A 16,749-nucleotide genomic window follows, 5' to 3' on the forward strand; every position below is an offset into this window, starting at 1 on the left:
CGCCATGCCGGGCGCGCTCGGGCGTGCCTGCGACGGCCTGGAGCGCTGACCTCTTCCCGTAAGTCCTGAAGTGACCCGGCGGGGGGAGGTTGACGACCCTGACGGGTCACGAATTCTCCAGGTTCGTAGGGAAGGGAACCATGGCCAAGCAGGCCTACGTACGCAACAAGCCGCATCTCAACATCGGCACGATGGGCCACGTCGACCACGGCAAGACGACGCTGACCGCCGCCATCACGAAGGTGCTGGCCGCGCGCGGGCAGGCCACGTACACGCCGTTCGAGCGGATCGACCGCACGCCCGAGGAGGCGCAGCGGGGCATCACGATCAACATCTCGCACGTCGAGTACGAGACCGCCACGCGGCACTACGCCCACGTCGACATGCCGGGCCACGCCGACTACGTGAAGAACATGATCACGGGGGCGGCGCAGCTCGACGGCGCGATCCTCGTCGTGTCCGCGCACGACGGGATCATGCCGCAGACCAGGGAGCACGTGCTGCTCGCCAAGCGGGTGGGCGTCGAGCACCTGGTGGTGGCCGTCAACAAGGCCGACGGCGCCGACCCGGAGCTGACCGACCTGGTCGAGCTCGAGCTGCAGGACCTGCTGGCCGAGCACGGCTACCACGGCGTCCCGATGGTCCGGGTGTCCGGGCTGCGGGCGCTCGAGGGCGACCCGGTCTGGACGGCGTCGGTCGAGGCGCTGCTCCAGGCGGTGGACGAGCACATCCCCGTGCCCGTGCGGTACGTGGACGCGCCGTTCCTCATGCCGGTCGAGAACGTGCTGACGGTCACCGGCCGCGGCACGGTCGTCACCGGAGCCATCGAGCGGGGCACGGTCCGCGTCGGCGACACGGTCGAGGCGGTCGGGTTCGGCGAGGGGCTGTCCGCCGTCGTGACGGGCGTGGAGACGTTCGGCAAGACGATGGAGCGGGGCGAGGCGGGCGACAACGCCGCCGTGCTGCTGCGCGGGGTGCGCCGCGAGCAGGTGCGCCGCGGCATGGTCCTGGCCTGGCCGGGCCACCAGCGGGCCCTGCGCTCGTTCACCGCCCGCGTCTACCTCCTCACGCCGGAGGAGGGCGGGCGGCGCAAGCCGATCGCGTCGGGTTACCGGCCGCAGTTCTACCTGCGGACGACCGACGTGCCCGGCGAGCTGACGCTCCCCGAGGGGCAGACCGCCCGGCCGGGTGAGACGGTCGAGGTGACGGTCGAGCTGGGCAAGGCGGTCGCGCTCGAGTCCGGCCTCGGCTTCGCCATCCGCGAGGGCGGCCTGACGGTCGGCGCGGGCACGATCCTCACCGTGCCCGGCTGACGCGTCCCGCCCGCCGGCCGGACGAAGGGCCGGGTCCCGTTCCGGGGACCCGGCCCTTTCACGCACTGGCCCGACCGAGGCGCCGCTCAGGCCCGAAAGCCCAACCCGAGCGCCGCTCAAGCCCGAAGGCCCGAAGGCTCGGCCGAAGCGTCGGTCAGGCCGGGTCGAAGCGGAGCCGCAGGGAGGCGCGCCTGGCCAGCAGGTCGTAGGAGGGCAGGGTGCCGGGGCCGCAGGTGGCGGTGCCGATGCCCTGGTGGGCGAGGTCCAGGTGCAGGTGCACCCGGTCGCCCGCCACCAGGTCGGGCCGGTGGCGGGCGGCCGTGAGCTCCTCGGTGCTCCAGCGCCGCGCGGTCAGCCCGAACGTCGCGCTCCCCGAGATCCGGAACCCGCCGAGACGGGCCCATCGCACGTCGGCGCGGTGCCCGTTCTCCTGCGGGTACACGTACGGCGTCTGGAGGTCCTCGACCGAGGCCGACCAGCGGCCGACGCGGGCGGCCATGCCCGTGTCCGGGTACACCTCACCCGGCCCCGGCCCGAACCACGTCACCTGGTCGACCCGGTCACCCGGCAGCGTCATCGTGACGCCGAGCCGCGGGATGGGGCCGCGCCAGTTCCCGTCCGGCTCCAGGTCCAGGACCAGCCGGAGCCCGCCGTCGTACGTCCACCGGTACGTCGCCCACATCCCGAGGTCGCTCGCCGCCGCCGCGACCCGGGTCCTGACGGTCAGCCCGTCGCCGAGCGAGACGTCGTCCACCCGGTGCGTGAGCCGGTGCAGCCCGAGATCGCGCCACTGGCGTTCGAGGCCGCCGTAGCGGTCGTTGTCGGTGGGGGCCCGCCACAGGTCGAGCCGCGGCCCCTCCACCTCCACCCCGAACAGCCGGACCAGCCGCCCCGTGACCGCGTCGAACGCGCTGTCGCCCGCGGTCAGCTCGCCGCCGTCGCGCTCGATCGTCACCAGGGCGGGCGTGCTCAGCGGCTCCGACGGCCGCGCGAGCAGCGCCTGGCCCCAGGCCACCTCGTGCCCCGCCGCCGCCCAGGGCTGGTCCTCGGCCAGCACGGCGCGTACGGTGAGCCAGCGCTCGCCGCCACGGCCGCCGCTCGTGTCGGGCAGCTTGCACTCGCCGCCCTCCGCGGGCACGTCGAGACGGTGCTCCGCGATCGGCTCGCCCTCCACCTGCACCGAGGCGTGGAACTCCAGGTGGGACAGGTCGGTGAACCCGTGGCGGTTGACGATCCGCACGACGCCGTCGCCGAACTCGAAGCGAACCGGCTCGAACACCTTCTTCAGGTCGTGCAGGCCGGGCGACGGCGTCCGGTCGGGGAAGACCAGCCCGTCGATGACGAAGTTGCTGTCGTGCACGGGCTCGCCGTAGTCGCCGCCGTAGGCGTACTCGTACTCGGGGTGGGCCAGCCCGTGGTCGATCCACTCCCAGATGAACCCGCCGGCCAGCCGGGGGTAGCGCTCGAACAGCGCCTGGTACTCGGCCAGCCCGCCGGGCCCGTTGCCCATGGCGTGGGCGTACTCGCACTGCATGAACGGCATCGACTTGCGCCGGGCGTCCAGGGCGGGGTCGTCGAGGGGCTCCTCCTCGTGCCGGCCGATGGCCTCGACCTCGGCGTGGGAGGCGTACATGCGGGAGTAGACGTCGGTGTGCGCGCACGACCGGTCGCCCTCGTAGTGCAGCGGCCTGGACGGGTCGCGCTCGCGCGTCCAGTCGGCCATGACGGCCAGGTTGCGGCCCACGCCGGCCTCGTTGCCGAGCGACCACATGATGACGCTGGGGTGGTTCTTGTCGCGTTCGACCATGCGGCGCATGCGGTCGAGCAGCGCGTCGGCGTAGCGGGGGTCGTCGGTGGGGTTGCCGCGCCAGCCGACCTCCCCGAAGCCGTGCGTCTCGAGGTCGCACTCGTCGATCACCCACAGGCCCAGCTCGTCGCACAGGTCCAGGAAGTCGGGGTGGGGCGGGTAGTGGCTGGTCCTGACCGCGTTGACGTTGTGCCGCTTCATGAGCAGCACGTCCTCGCGCATGGTCTCGTACGGGACCGTGCGGCCGTGCTCGGGGTGGAACTCGTGCCGGTTGACGCCCTTGAACAGCAGCGGGCGGCCGTTGGCCAGCAGCACGCCGTCCACGATGGAGATCGTGCGGAAGCCGACGCGCAGGCTCACCGTCTCCTCGGCGGTGGCCAGGACGGCGTCGTACAGGCGCGGGGTCTCCGCCGTCCACGGTTCGGCGTCCACCGTGACCTCGGCGCCGGGCCGGAGCCCTTCGACGCCGAGCTCGGGGACGCTCAGCGTGCCATCACCCTCGAAGCCGAGCGTGCCGCGGCCGTCCTCGTAGGAGGCGCGGACGAACACGTCGGCGGTGGAGCGGGTGAGCGTGACGTCGCGGAAGATGCCGGGCAGCCACCACATGTCCTGGTCCTCCAGGTACGTGGCGGCCGACCACTGGTGCACGCGCACGGCCAGGACGTTGCGCCCGGGCCGCAGGTGGGGCCCGGCGTCGTACTCGACGGGCAGCCGGCTGCCGGTCGAGAAGCCCAGTTCGTGGCCGTTGAGCCAGACCCTGGCGAACGACTCGGCGCCCTCGAACCGCAGCCGCCCGCCCGTCCAGCCCTCGGGCAGGTCGAACGCGCGGCGGTAGTCGCCGGTCGGGTTCTCGTCGGGCACGCGGGGCGGGTCGATGGGGATCGGGAAGGCGACGTTCGTGTACGCGGGCGCGCCATGGCCGTGCAGCGGCCAGTGGGACGGGACCGGAAGGTCGTCCCAGGCGGTGTCGTCGTAGTCGGGCCGGGCGAAATCGTCGGGGACGTTCGCCGTGGGCGAGAGGCGGAAGCGCCACGTGCCGTTGAGGCCGAGCGTGGGCGCGTCAGAGCGGAGAGCGGCCCTGGGTTCGAGTCGCCCCGAACCGGGAGTGAAAGTTTCGAGATCCATCGCGCCCGAGCCTAGAGGTTCCAGGCGATTTCGTCATCGATGAGTTCGGTGTCCGGACTTGATCGACACCCGTTCGGCCCGCAGCTCACGCGCGGTCCTGAGCACGTATCGGAGGAGTCCGGCCCGGTCGGTGCCGGGGCGCAGGAGGGCGCGCGCCGTCCAGCCGGCCAGCCGCGGCGCGGTGAGCGCCTGCCCGGGGCGGACGACGCGGGAGTAGACGTCCAGGAAGCGGGTCATGAGGGCGGGGTCGGCGCGCAGGGCGCGGTGCAGCTCGACGTCGAGCGGGCCGACGGGGTCGGCGCGGCCGATCCGCTCGGTCCAGTGGAACGCCTCCAGGCACTCGCGGTCGCGCCGCTCCTGCCAGGCGGCGGTCGCCCGGTCGGGGTCGCCCCCGGTGGCCAGCGCCTCGCCCAGGAGGCGGCCGAAGCGCAGCGCGTCGCGGATGCCCTGCGCGGTGACGGGGTCCTTGAAGTGCCCCGCGTCGCCGGCCAGCGCCCAGCCCGGCCCCGCCGACACCCTGAAGTACGACTCCAGCCCCGAGACCCCGAACACCTTCGACCGCCGGACGCACCCCTCCAGCCGGGCCGCCAGACCCGGCAGCAGGTCGCCGATCGTCCGGTCGAACTCCTCGTCCGGACGCCGCCGGAAGTCGGCGGCGCGGGCGTCCGGCGGCATGAGCAGGACCAGGGTGAGCCCGCCGTCGCACGGGAACGCCGTGCCCAGCTCCGCCCCCTGCCGCCACTGCGCCGCCACCGGCCGCAGGTCCTCGCGGTGGTCGTCGAAGTAGGCGTAGAAGCAGGCCCGCCCGTCCGGTCTGCGCAGGTACGGCTCCGCCGCCCCGACCAGCCCGGCGACCGTGGAGCGGCGCCCGTCGGCGCCGACGACGACCGGCGCCCGCAGCTCGTACGCCCGCCCGCCCCGCTCGGCGACCTCCACCCCCGCCACGCGCCCGTCCGACCAGAGCAGCCCGGTTACCCGGGCTCCTTCACGCACCTCGGCCCCGGCGGCGCGGGCGGTCTCCACCAGGGCCAGGTCGAGCCCGGCGCGCCGCACGCACATGGCGTAGTCGACGCCGCCCACCGCGCTGTAGCGTCCGACGGCCCGGACGCCGGGGATCTCGACGGCGGCGAGCGGCAGCCGGGGCGCGCCGAGCGCCGTGACCCGCTCCAGCGCCCCGAGCCGGGCCAGCTCGGCGAGCCCGCCCGGCCACATGAGGTGCGTGGAGAGCGTCGGGGAGGGGAAGCGCGCGGAGTCGAGCACGACCACCTCGGCCCCGGCGGCGGCCAGCGCGACGGCGGCGGCCGACCCCGCGCAGCGGGCCCCGACGATCACGGCGTCGGTCACGGCCATCGGGTGTCTCTGATGTCCCATTTGTTGGGGAGCCCGAGCCGGTACCGCAGCCGGTCCTCGGCCTTGTCCAGCTCGAACAGCGGTGAGCGGTAGAGCTGGTGCACGGTGCAGCGCGGCTCGCCGGACCCGGCCGCGTCCAATAGCGCGTTGACCGCCTGGCGGCCGCCCTGGTTGGCGCCCTCCATGGTGGTGACGTTGATCGGGGTGCGGACCCAGTCACCGGCCAGGAACAGGTTCTCGATGGCCGTCCTGGACTCCGGGCGGTCGTTCCAGGAGCCGGGGTGCTGGATGAACAGGGGTTCGTCGTTGGTGCCGTTGGCGATGGCGGGGTCGAGGAACCAGGAGTGCAGCAGGTCGTCGGTGATCTCCGGGGTGTGGGCCTTGATCTGCCGCCAGGTCTCCTCGGCGATCTCCTGCGGGGTGCAGTCCTTGGCCTGCCTGCCGTTGAAGGTGCCCGGGGTGAACCAGTCGGAGATGATCGTGGACAGGCAGTCCTTGACGGTGCCGTCGCCGTAGGTGGTGAGGTCGCGGTCCCAGAACTGGGCCTGGCTGATGGAGGTGACGGCCCAGGCCGAGTCGACGTAGTTGACGTGGCCGGGGGTGAGCGGCACCTCCCGCTTGAGGTAGAACATGAGCCCGTTCATCCAGTCCTGCCGGAGCCGGGCGATGCCGGCGAGCCTGGGGTCGGCGGTGGCCAGGGCGGGGGTGACGAGCCGGGCGGCGCGCTCGGAGGGCATGGCGACGATGAACCAGTCGGCGTCGATCGTCCGGCCGGGCCCGGCGGTGGCGCTCGCGATCCGGCCGTCCCGCAGCACCAGCCCGTCCACCTCCCAGCCGACGTTGAACCGCACTCCCCTGGTCCCGAGGTACGCGATCCAGGGGTCGATCCACCGCTCGCTGGTGGTGCCGTCGAGGACCCGGTCCACCGACCCGCCCGGCTCGTTGCCGAGGCCGAGGATGCTCCAGAGGGTGGCCTCGCCCACCAGGCCGATCGAGTGGGTGCTGGCGTCCTTGGACTTGGTGGCGGCCAGGTTGCGGATGGTGCCGTCGGCGAAGAACTTGTTGTACTCGTCGGAGAACCAGTCCGACCGGATGTAGTCGGCCCAGGTGATGTGGTCCCATTGGCCGAGGCGGCGTTCGTCGCTGCTGGTGGCGTACACGGCGATCTTCTGGGCGAAGAAGCCGGCCTCGTTGAGCGAGAGCCGGTAGACGCTCTGCAGGCCGGAGATGATCGTGTCGATGAGGCTGGTCAGCGAGTAGATGCGCGGGTTGGGCGGCAGCGGGAACGGGAACGGCGCGGTCAGGTCGGGGCGGCCCTGCCGCGACAGCAGGTACGACGTCGCCCGCGTCAGGTTCCCCCAGCAGCCCTGCGCGTTGCCGGGGAACGGGGTGCGCCGCATCGTGTCGGTGAGGTCGAAGTAGAAGCCGGGGAAGAAGCGGAACCCGTGCTCGCCGGGTAATCCGCCGGGCGCCTGGATGCTGCGGGCCTTGCCGCCGAGGGCCTTGCGTTCGTACACGGTGACGTCGAAGCCGCGTTCGACGAGTTCGTGGGCCGCGGAGAGCCCGGCCACGCCCCCGCCGAGCACGGCCACCCGCCTGCCCGGCGCCCCGGCGGCGGCTCCGAGCGTCCCGGCGGTCGCCAGCGCCGCCGTGATCTTGAAGAAGTCTCTGCGTGTCCCCTCACCCATGTCTCCTCCAAGACGTGAGGCGGTTTTGCGAGATTCGTAACACGTTGTTGGCAGTTCGCCAATAGCGGTTGGCGATCCGCCAGCGGGGAACGTGGAAAGGCGTGGCTCGCATGGACCCGGACGACCGCCGCCGCCAGATCCTCGCCCGCGCGTGGACGCTGTTCCGCGAGCGCCCCTACGGCGAGGTGTCCAGCACCGAGATCGCCGCCGCCGCCGGTGTCAGCCGGGGGCTGCTCAACCACTATTTCGGCACGAAACGCGAGCTCTACCTGGCCGCCGTGGCCGAGATGCTGAGCGTGCCGCCCGTCCCGGTGCCCGAATACGTGGCCGGCGCCGGCGTGCGTGACCGGGTGTGCCAGAGCGTGGACGGCTGGCTGGAGCTGCTCGAGCGCAACCAGGAGACATGGCTGGCGGCGATGAGCACGGGCGGCGACCCCGAGCTGGAGCGGATCGTGGACCAGGCGCGCGAGCGCATGGTCGACCACATCATCGAGGTGGTCGGCCTGGGCCCGGTCGCCCGCTCACGACCGGAGGTGCGCGGCATGCTGCGCGGCTTCAGCGGCCTGGCCGAGGCCACCTCCGCCGAGTGGCTCAGGCGGGGCCGCCTCACCCGGCGGCAGGTTCACGTGTTCCTGGAGGAGGCGCTGGTGCGGCTGCTGGAGGACATCATCCCGCTGGTGCTCGGCGACGCGGCCAGATAGCCGGCCAGCAGCGCCTCGGCGACGGCGCCCACGCTGGCGTCGTCGGGCAGGAACTCGGGGCTGTGCAGCCCGGCGGCGGTGTCGACGCCCACGAACATCATCAGCGACGGGGCCACGTCACCGTAGCGGGCGAAGTCGTCGGCCCCGCACGAGCGCAGCTCCTCGTTGACCGTCCACCCCTGCTCCCGCAGCCGCTCCGCCGCGCGTACGGCCAGCGCCGGGTCGTTGACCAGGATCGGCTCGCCGGGCAGGATCTCCACCTCGGCCACGCATCCGCACGCCCTGGCGGTGTCCTGGACCACCTGCGCGAACCGGTGGTGCAGCCGCTCGCGCCAGCTCTCCGACATGGTCCGCAGGGTGCCCCTGGCCACGGCCTCGCCGGGGATCGCGTTGGGCGTGGTGCCCGCGTTGACCGTCCCGAACGTGACCACCGTCGGCACCATCGGGTCGGCGGCCCGGCTGGCGAGCTGCTGGGCGGCCACGATCACCTGCGCCATGGCGAACACCGGATCGCGGGTGAGGTGGGGGTAGGCCGCGTGCCCTTCGGCGCCTTGGACGCTCACCCTGAACTCGTCGGACGAGGCGTTCACCGGGCCGGGGGTGCAGGCCACGACCCCCTCCCGCAGCACCGGCTGGACGTGTGCGCCGATCATGGCGCGCACGTGGTGGCGCTCCAGCGCGCCGGAGGCGACGACGTCGAGGGCGCCGGAGGGGAAGGTCTCCTCCCGTGGCTGCAGCACGGCCACGAGTGGCGTCTCGTGCTCGGGGGTGACGCCGGCCACGGCGCGGGCCAGGGCCGTCACGGCCGCGAGGTGCACGTCATGGCCGCAGGCGTGCATGGCGCCGTTGACGGCGGCCCACGGGACCCCCGTGCGCTCGGTGATCGGCAGGGCGTCCAGCTCGCCGCGCACGGCCACCGCCGGCCCGGGGCCGCCGACGCGGACGACCGCGCCCGTGCCCGCCACCCGCTCCGCCGTCCCGGCGGGCAGCGCGCCGAGCACCCGGTCGAGCGTCGGGCCCTCCTGTCCGGACACCTGCGGCAGCGCGTGCAGCTCCCGTCTCAGCTCCACGGCGGCGGGTAGTTCCCGCCGCAGCGCCCCCCGTAGTTCCGCCTCCACACTCATCCGGTGGCCGTTCACGCTCACGTACCGTCTGCTCCTTTCTCATCGGCCTGGCCCAGGCCGTAGACGCGCCGCGCGTTGTGGACGCCCACCATGGTGGCCACCCGCACCGCCTGCGCCGCCGACCACTCCTCCTCGGCCACGAATCCGCCCAGCACCCGCGCCATCGCCCGGCGCCACAGCAGCGCCCCCAGGTGGTGGAGCTCGGCCGGCCCCCACGCGTCCGACGAGAAGAGGATCTTCGCGAACGGCGCCACCTCCAGGCTCTCCGCCACCAGCGCCACGCTGCGCGCCCCCGTGTAGGTGAGGCCCAATCCCACGTCGAAGAACACGTTCGGGTAGGCCTGCGCCAGATATCCGGCGTGCCGCTGGTAGGGGTAGCAGTGCAGCAGCAACAGGGGCACCCCGGTGGGCTCGGCCCGCTCGATCAGCCCGCGCAGCAGCAGCGGATCCGAGCGCCGCAGGTCGAGGTCGGGGTCGCCGTAGCCGATGTGGAACTGCAGGGGCAGCCCCCGTTCGAGGCCGGTCCAGATGAGGTGGCGCAGCAGCACGGGGTCGGACAGCCGCCCGCCCCCGCCGGCCAGCCAGCGCCCGGCCGCCTCGGCGACCTCCTCGCGCGTGGGCGGCTCGGGGTCGAGGTCGAGCCCGTGGCGGTAGGCGGCGATGGTCTTGAGGCCGCGGGCCGTGCGCGTGCGCTCCCACAGCGCCTCGGCGAACCGGCCGGCGAACGCGCCCGCCGAGCATCCCGCGGCGGCCACCCGCTCGGCCACGCTCTCCAGCCGCACCACCTCGTCGGCGGGCACGCCGCTCGCCTCCGCCATGCCGGACGGCCCGAGGATCTCCTCGCCCCGGTAGCCGGTCTCGACCAGGAGGTGGCCGACGCCACTGGCGCCGAGCAGCAGCCGGTTGACCTCGGCGGCGCCGAGCCTGGCCCGCCTGGCGAGATATTCCTCCGGCGTGCAGAAGGGCTCGAGCCCGAGCACGGGCGCGCAGTGGCGCAGGATGGCGAAGCCGAGCTGGGAGTCGAACTGGGTCATCCACTCGGGCACCGGCCGATCGGACTCGGTGATCATCTCCTCGAACGCCGTGCGCGTCAGGTCGCGAGAGGACGCGCCGTGCACGTGGTGATCCACCAGCGGCAGCAGGTCGATGGCGCGGGCGAGCCCGGCGGGCACGAGATCGAGCTCGATGGACATCGGCGCCCCCTCCCCGTCGGTTCCCGGCGATCGGCCGCCCCGGTCAGGCGGCCCTCCCACGATCTCGTACCCGGGCCCCTTCCCGCGACCCGCCGGGACGAACACCGAAAAGGGCCCCGTGAGATGTCTCACGGGGCCCTCGGGACGGGTGCGGTCAGGCGGCGGCCCTGGCGGCCACCGACACCTGCGCCTGCCGGGTGACGCCGCTGACCGTGACGGCGACCGTCACCTGGCCCCGGTGCAGGGCCGTCAGCGTGCCCGTCGCCGGGTCGAGCACGGCCGCGTGCCACGGCTTGGCCGTCTCACGCGTCCCGACGTGCAGGTTCGGCGAGCCGGACCACTTCACCGACACCGGGTACGCCGCCGGCACCGTCCGGCTCCCCTGCTTGACCACGGCCGTCACCGTGGCCGGCGCGCCCGACGTGACGGTGGCGGGGGCCGTGAGCGTGAGCTCGTCCAGGTGCGGGCGCACCTGGGTGCCGATCCACGCCGGCGCGTCGGCGAACCAGTTCCGCCTGACGTGCTCGGCCTCGCCCCGCGTCACGGGGTCCACGCCCCACAGCGACCACCCGGTGAACCCGCCGTCGTCGGCTGCGGTGGCCGGGTTCTTGCCGGAGTTGCCGTTGATGAAGTACGGCACCGCGTCCACCCGGTCGGCGTGGAACGTCCCGACGTGCGCCCCGATGTAGGCGGCGCCCTTGCCGGTGGTGCGCTGGAAGTCGGCCAGCCAGCCCTCCACGAGCGCGGCCTCCTTGCGGTCGCCGAGCTGGCTGCCCTTGCCGGGCGTCGGGTCGCGCGGCGGCACGTGGAACAGGACCGTGACCGACCCGATCGAGTCGTCCCCGGCGGCCTTGTCGAGTTCGGCGCGGAGCATCGCCACCTGGTCGTAGCCGCCGCCCCTGAGGGTCAGGCGGGAGGTGTCCAGGGTGACGAAGCGGGTGCCCTTGTGGTCGAACGTCTTGTACGTGTCGCCGAAGACGGCCCGGAAGTTGTCGATCTTGCCGCCCATGACCTCGTGGTTGCCCGGGACGTAGTGATATTTCACCGTTCCGCCGAGTTCCTCGTCGAGGATCCTCTTCGCCAGCGCGAAGTCCTCGGGCGACGCCTCGTCCACCAGGTCACCGTTGATGAGCAGGAAGTCCGGGTCCGCCGCCTTGATCTCGCGCAGCGTGCGGCGGGCGTTCCTGACGATGTCGCTGTCCGGCTCCCTGGCCACGAACTGCGCGTCCGACATCACCGCGAACCGCCACGGCATCCCGGACACCTCGGTCCTGACCACCGGGTCGGCCACCTTGGGCACGGGCGGGGCCGACACCGACGGCGGCACCTTGGCCACCAGCCCGTCGATGAGGATCTCGTTGGTGTACTTCACGTCGGCCTTGGTCTCGGCCACGTAGAAGCGCCGCAGCTTGAGCGGGTAGTTGACGCCGGGCGGCACGGTGAACTCGACGAACCTCCAGCCGGTCCACGTCATGTACGGCCCGCGCAGGATCTGCGACTGCCCGAGCCCGTCGTAGAACTCCAGGCTCGGCCACTCCCCCTTGCCGGTGGAGTTGATCCACATCCCGAACGCCTGCGGCTGCCCGTCCACCACGATCTGCTGGGGCGGGCTGGCGTAGGCGGCCCTGGTGGCGGTCGAGGTGGTGAAGTCGTACGAGAGCTTCAGGCCGCCCCCGCTCTGCCCGGGCGCGGCCGACAGGGAGCCGGTGGCGCGAGCGGCGGCGAACGTCCACCTGGCCGCGTCCTCGAAGTCGGCGACCGGCTTGTCCTCGAACCCGACGGTCACCGGCACGGCGGTGGTGATCGTGCCGACCTTCGCGGTGATCAGGCCGGAGCCGGTGGCCCGCCTGGCCTTGACGGTGAAGGAGCCGTGCTCGGTGGCGGTGACCTCGAAGAGGTCCTTGTCGTAGTCGAGCGCGAGGTCGGTGGGCTCGACAGGCGCGGAGTTGCCGTTGTGGTCGTAGCCGACCACGCCGAACGTGGCCGTCCCGCCCACGGCGGCGATCCCGAGCCGGTCGGCCGTCGTGCCGAGCCGCCGCAGGGGCTGCAGCACGGTCAGGTCGAGGGTGCCCTTGGCCATGCCGTTCCAGGCGGTGACGGTGGTCTGGCCGGGGACGAGGGCGTGGAATCGTCCACCGCGGATGACGCCGTGCGCGGCGGGCTCGGCCCGCCAGGACGGGGTGCCGGCGGCGGGGCCGTACGTCTCGTCGTAGCCGGCGGCGCTCAGCCGCCGGGACAGGCCGGGGAAGACGCGCTCGGGACGGCCGCCCGCGACCGGCCCGACGCCGGGCGCCTTGGCGGGGTCGGTGGCCGTCTCCAGCCAGAAGCCCTTCAGCTTGCCGCTGCCCTCGGGCGCGTAGAGCGCCAGGCCGTTGGGGACGTGGCGCTCGCCGCCGTCGGACGGGCTGTTCTCCACCTGGACGTCGGCGGAGCCGGGCTCGCGCGCCAGCATGGTGGAGGAGCCGCCGCCGTCGAGGTTGAGCGCGTCGGCCGCGCCCAGGTCGACCATCATCTCGGCCAGCTCGTTGAGCGTGACGCCCCGGCTGTCGGCCTGGCGGCCGTCCACGGTGAGCAGGTACATCTTCCTGCCGTCGGCGGAGAACCCGACGGCGGTGCGCGGGTGCGCGGCCGGGTCGGCCGAGTTCTGCACGACGCCGCCCTTGACCAGCACCCAGTTGCCGCCGACGGCCGCCTTCACGGAGCTGCCGTCCGACGGCTTCGGCCGGTACTTCACGTCGACCCGGTCGCCGGCCTTCAGCGCGGACAGCGCGGCGGCTCCGGCGTCCCGGCCGAGCAGGATGGTCGTGCCGGCGGGGATGGGGCCGGTGCCGGCGGAGGTCCGTACCTCGGAGACGACGCCGTCCACCAGGACGACCTCGGCGACGGACGTGGCGCCCTCGACGGCGCGGGCCCGGTTGTAGGAGCCCCACAGCGGCGTGAACAGGCCCACGCCGCCGCCCTGGACGATCTGGTTGAACTGGGTGAGCGCGATCGGCGATCCACCGGCCGGGGTGGCGCTGCCCTCGAAGTACATCTTCAGGACGCGCCCGACGCCGTCGCCGGTCACCGCGACCGCGTTCTCGTGGCCGGCCACCGGCGACTGGACCAGCGTGCCGTCCTGCACGCCGATGCCCTGGGCGGCGCCGGAGTTGTTGATGTCGAAGAAGTCGCCGTTGACGGCCGCGACGGCGCGCGAGCGCTTGGCCGGCCCCGACAGCGGCTCGGTCTTGGAGACCTCGCCCGAGAACACGTAGTCGGCCTTCGCGCCGCCCAGGTCGGCGGTGACGGCGTCCGCGCGCAGCCAGCCGAGCGCGTCAAAGGTGTCGAACGAGGTCAGCGAGATCCCGGGCGCGACGGGCCGGGTCTTCTTGGCCGTCTCCAGGCGCTGCCCGGCTGCGGCCCGCGCGAGAAGGGTGGACGGCGCGGGATAGGACGACGCCTCGAGGGCGTCCTCGGCGGGGGGTGCGGGATCGGCCTGCGCGGGCGCGCTCAGGGCCATCGGGCCTAAGACGAGCGCGGCGGCGGCCAGCAATCGGAGGGTCTGCACGACCGAACTCAATCGCTCGTGGATATAACTTTCAAGACTTGGGAGTGAACTAAAAGATAATTTCACAACTTGTCCCTGCGCCACCCCGCCTTACAGGATGGACGGGTGGATCGAGAGGCGCTCTACCGCGACCCCTATCCCCTCTACGCCCGAGCCCGCGCGGCACCGGGGCTGACCTTCGTCGAGGAGCTGGACGCCTGGCTGGTGGCCCGGCACGCCGACGTGCGCGAGGTGCTGAGCAGAGCGGACGACTTCTCCTCGCGCGGCGCGCTCCGCCCCGACGTGATGCCGGCCCCGCGCGCCCTGGCCGCCCTCGCCGGCGCCCCCGGCGGGGCTCCCGTCGTGCTGAGCACCGACGGCGAGGCCCACGCCCGCCTCCGCCGGCCGCTCACCCGGGGCCTGTCGCCCGCCAGGGTCGCGGCGGCGCTGCCGTTCGCCGAGTCGGCGGCGGCCGAGCTGGTGGCGTCGTTCGCGAAGGAGGGCGGCGTGGAGTGGATGGCCGGCTACGCCCGGCCGCTGCCGGCCGCCGTCATCGGCCACCTGCTGGGCCTGGATCCGGCCGACGTGCCCGGCGCCGTCCGGGCCGGCCGCCGGGCCGAGGAGCTGCTGTTCACGCCCATGACCGAGGAGGCCCAGATCGCCGCCGCCCGCGAGGTCGCCGGTCTGCGGCACCTGCTGGACGCGCACGCCGCCCGATCCAGGACCAGGGAGAACCTCACCGGCGAGCTGGCGCGCGGCCTGGCCCCCGGCCCCGGCGAGCCGAGCCCCGGCCAGCGCGACGAGATCGCCTCCAACGTCGAGAACCTCATGCTGGCCGGTCACCTGACCACGACCGCGCTGCTCGGCACCGTCGTGCACCGCCTGCTGCGCGATCGCCGCCAGTGGGAGCTGCTGTGCGCGCGCCCTGAGCTGATCACGGCGGCGATCGAGGAGGCGGCCAGGTTCGAGGCGCCGGTCCAGGGCTTCCGCCGCCAGGTCACCAGGCCGCTCCGGCTGAGCGGCACCGAGCTGGGCCCGGGCGACACGGTGTTCGTGTCGTTCGCCTCGGCCGGGCGGGACGCGGCCGTCTACGAGCGGCCCGACGAGTTCGACCTCGCGCGCGAGCCGGCGCGGCACCTGTCGTTCGGCCACGGCGTGCACGGCTGCCCCGGCGCGCTGCTGGCCCGCGAGCAGCTCAGGATCACCCTTGAGCTGCTCGTCCGCGAGCTGCCCGGCCTACGTCTCGCGAGCCAGGACGTCGTCATGGCTGCCACGCTCATCCACCGCGCCCCCGAGGAGCTCCTCCTCCGCTGGTGAGCGCACCCCGGCGTAGAGCACCAAGGGCACGGTGAACGCCACCGCCATGGACAGCACGGCGGTGCCCGAGTCGTTGACCAGCATGCCGATCACCCCGCTGACGAGCGCGCCGAGGAGCCCGGCCCGCAGCATCGGCGCCCGCGCGAACGCCCGGGGCACCACGCCCGCGCTGATCTGCCCGGGCCGCAGCACGGCGAAGATCAGGAAGGCCAGCCCGGCCAGCACGATCGGCATGAGGTTCGGCGAGAGCATGGTGTGCAGCATGGCGCCGAGCTTGCGCCCGATCATGGGCAGGAACGTCCCGTCGAGCACCTGCCCCACGAACCGGCCCAGGTGCGTCTGCGAGGCCGGGGGCCGCAGGTGGTCGAGCACCGCGATCACCGACACCACCACGCCGCCCAGCACGGAGAACCCGGCCAGCTTCAGCACCGACACCTTCCGGCCCGCGACGAGCAGCGCGGTGACCGCGATCCCCGGCACGAACGCGATCACGCCGCCGAAGTCGCTGCCGATGCCGGGCCAGCCCGCCAGCAGCATCGCCGCCACGCCCAGCCCGACCACCCCGGCCACCGCCGGCCGCCGGTGCCCGGCGCGCACGAGGTGCTCGGCGGCCACGGCGGTGGCCATGAGGACGGCCGTGGCCAGCAGCGCGAACGGGATGTTCGCCAGCCCGTAGTATCGGCCGCCGACCACGGCGGTGTAGCCCATGAGGCTGTTGAACTGCAGCGTCGTGCCGGTGAGCAGGTCGCCGACGAGCACCGTGGCGGTGGTCACGGCGACGGCGGCGGGCGGCCCGAGCGGATCGCGCCGCCACGGCCCCAGCAGGGCCGCGCCGGCGATCAGTGCGGTGCCCGCCAGCACCCCGCCGAGTAGCGTCACCACCGGGTACGGGCTGCGGTCCCAGGGCAGCAGGTTGACCGCGTAGGTGGACACGGGCACGCTCGCCAGCACGATCGAGAGGGTCCCGACCAGGCCGAGCCGCCGGCGGCGGGAGAGCAGGAAGTAGGACAGGGCGTAGAAGCCGACCTGGAGGGTCGCGAACGCGGTGAAGAAGACACCGGTCATGCCGCGTACGGTGGTGCCCGCGGCGTCGTCTCTGCGCAGGTCCTCGGGCGTGATCGGCTCGCCGAGCCGCCACCGCAGCCCGATCATGGTCGCGGGCGGCTCGATGTCGGCGGCGGTCAGGATGGTGGGCGTGATGTCGGGCAGGACGACGAGGTCGTGGCGCCGCGTGGAGTTCGCCCCGACCGCCGGACCGGCGGGACCGGGCGTCTCCGTCCCGGGGCGCTGCCACATCGCCACGCGCAGGTGCGGCACCGAGCCGTGGTCGCCGATCCCGGCCAGGATGATCTCGGTGCCGGCGGGCAGCCGGTCGAGGGCCGCGCCCACCTGGCCGTCGGCCTGGCGGGCCAGCTCCCGGCGCCGCTCCGGCGCGATCGGCTCGGCCTCCTGCGGCAACCGGCCCTCCACCAGGTACGGCTCCACGAGCGCGGGCACGTCCACGGCCAGCACCCGGCACCGCGACCAGTCGGCCAGCCCGGCCGGCTCGGCGGCGTAGAGGTCGACCTTGCCGTCGCGGTCGGCCAGCGCCAGCGCCGCGCCCCG

At 73.6% G+C, this 16,749-nt stretch carries 10 protein-coding genes; 3 read left to right on the forward strand and 7 right to left on the reverse strand.

Going from position 1 to position 16,749, the window contains the following annotated elements; all coding sequences use genetic code 11:
* Positions 1-140 precede the first annotated feature (140 nt).
* Complete coding sequence (tuf, locus tag AB0I15_RS63575) at positions 141-1,313, forward strand: elongation factor Tu (RefSeq protein WP_358119535.1); 1,173 nt, start codon at positions 141-143, stop codon at positions 1,311-1,313.
* A gap of 154 nt (positions 1,314-1,467) precedes the next feature.
* Here tuf and AB0I15_RS63580 read toward each other — a convergent pair whose 3' ends face one another.
* The 3 genes from AB0I15_RS63580 to AB0I15_RS63590 are packed head-to-tail and all read right to left on the reverse strand — an operon-like array spanning position 1,468 to position 7,283.
* Positions 1,468-4,245 (reverse strand): glycoside hydrolase family 2 TIM barrel-domain containing protein, encoded by a 2,778-nt coding sequence (locus AB0I15_RS63580; protein WP_358119538.1) that lies wholly within the window; start codon positions 4,243-4,245, stop codon positions 1,468-1,470.
* Positions 4,246-4,278: 33 nt separating this feature from the next.
* On the reverse strand, positions 4,279-5,595 hold the full coding sequence (locus AB0I15_RS63585) for an FAD-dependent monooxygenase (RefSeq protein WP_358119542.1): 1,317 nt from the start codon (positions 5,593-5,595) through the stop codon (positions 4,279-4,281).
* Positions 5,586-7,283 (reverse strand): FAD-dependent oxidoreductase, encoded by a 1,698-nt coding sequence (locus AB0I15_RS63590; RefSeq protein WP_358119544.1) that lies wholly within the window; start codon positions 7,281-7,283, stop codon positions 5,586-5,588. The genes AB0I15_RS63585 and AB0I15_RS63590 overlap by 10 nt, the downstream gene beginning before the upstream one ends.
* Before the next feature lie 110 nt (positions 7,284-7,393).
* On the opposite strand from AB0I15_RS63590, the gene AB0I15_RS63595 reads away from it, so the two are divergent.
* Positions 7,394-7,984: a TetR/AcrR family transcriptional regulator gene (locus tag AB0I15_RS63595; protein ID WP_358119547.1), complete on the forward strand. Its 591-nt coding sequence runs from the start codon at positions 7,394-7,396 to the stop codon at positions 7,982-7,984.
* Here AB0I15_RS63595 and AB0I15_RS63600 read toward each other — a convergent pair.
* The 3 genes from AB0I15_RS63600 to AB0I15_RS63610 form a co-directional block, all read right to left on the reverse strand.
* Positions 7,906-9,129 (reverse strand): M20 family metallopeptidase, encoded by a 1,224-nt coding sequence (locus AB0I15_RS63600; RefSeq protein ID WP_358119550.1) that lies wholly within the window; start codon positions 9,127-9,129, stop codon positions 7,906-7,908. The two genes, AB0I15_RS63595 and AB0I15_RS63600, sit on opposite strands and share 79 nt — an antisense overlap.
* On the reverse strand, positions 9,126-10,301 hold the full coding sequence (locus AB0I15_RS63605) for an amidohydrolase family protein (protein WP_358119553.1): 1,176 nt from the start codon (positions 10,299-10,301) through the stop codon (positions 9,126-9,128). The genes AB0I15_RS63600 and AB0I15_RS63605 overlap by 4 nt, the downstream gene beginning before the upstream one ends.
* A gap of 154 nt (positions 10,302-10,455) precedes the next feature.
* The gene (locus AB0I15_RS63610) at positions 10,456-13,848 is read right to left on the reverse strand and encodes a phosphodiester glycosidase family protein (protein ID WP_358119556.1); all 3,393 of its coding nucleotides are present in this window, start codon (positions 13,846-13,848) and stop codon (positions 10,456-10,458) included.
* Between the two features lie 105 nt (positions 13,849-13,953).
* Here AB0I15_RS63610 and AB0I15_RS63615 point away from each other — a divergent pair, with 105 nt between their 5' ends.
* Positions 13,954-15,144 (forward strand): cytochrome P450, encoded by a 1,191-nt coding sequence (locus AB0I15_RS63615; protein ID WP_358119559.1) that lies wholly within the window; start codon positions 13,954-13,956, stop codon positions 15,142-15,144.
* On the opposite strand, the gene AB0I15_RS63620 is transcribed toward AB0I15_RS63615, so the two are convergent.
* Positions 15,064-16,749 (reverse strand): hypothetical protein (locus AB0I15_RS63620; protein WP_358119561.1); only part of this gene is annotated, 1,686 nt, incomplete at its 5' end. The genes AB0I15_RS63615 and AB0I15_RS63620 overlap by 81 nt on opposite strands.

The sequence above is a fragment of the Nonomuraea sp. NPDC050643 genome, assembly GCF_040654715.1.
Taxonomy (GTDB): Bacteria; Actinomycetota; Actinomycetes; order Streptosporangiales; family Streptosporangiaceae; genus Nonomuraea.

Coding starts and splice junctions, on each gene's coding strand:
- AB0I15_RS63605 (WP_358119553.1), bottom strand. CDS start 10,301: ATGTCCATCGAGCTCGATCTCGTGCCCGCCGGGCTCGCCCGCGCCATC.
- AB0I15_RS63585 (WP_358119542.1), bottom strand. CDS start 5,595: ATGGCCGTGACCGACGCCGTGATCGTCGGGGCCCGCTGCGCGGGGTCG.
- AB0I15_RS63595 (WP_358119547.1), top strand. CDS start 7,394: ATGGACCCGGACGACCGCCGCCGCCAGATCCTCGCCCGCGCGTGGACG.
- AB0I15_RS63590 (WP_358119544.1), bottom strand. CDS start 7,283: ATGGGTGAGGGGACACGCAGAGACTTCTTCAAGATCACGGCGGCGCTG.
- AB0I15_RS63580 (WP_358119538.1), bottom strand. CDS start 4,245: ATGGATCTCGAAACTTTCACTCCCGGTTCGGGGCGACTCGAACCCAGG.
- tuf (WP_358119535.1), top strand. CDS start 141: ATGGCCAAGCAGGCCTACGTACGCAACAAGCCGCATCTCAACATCGGC.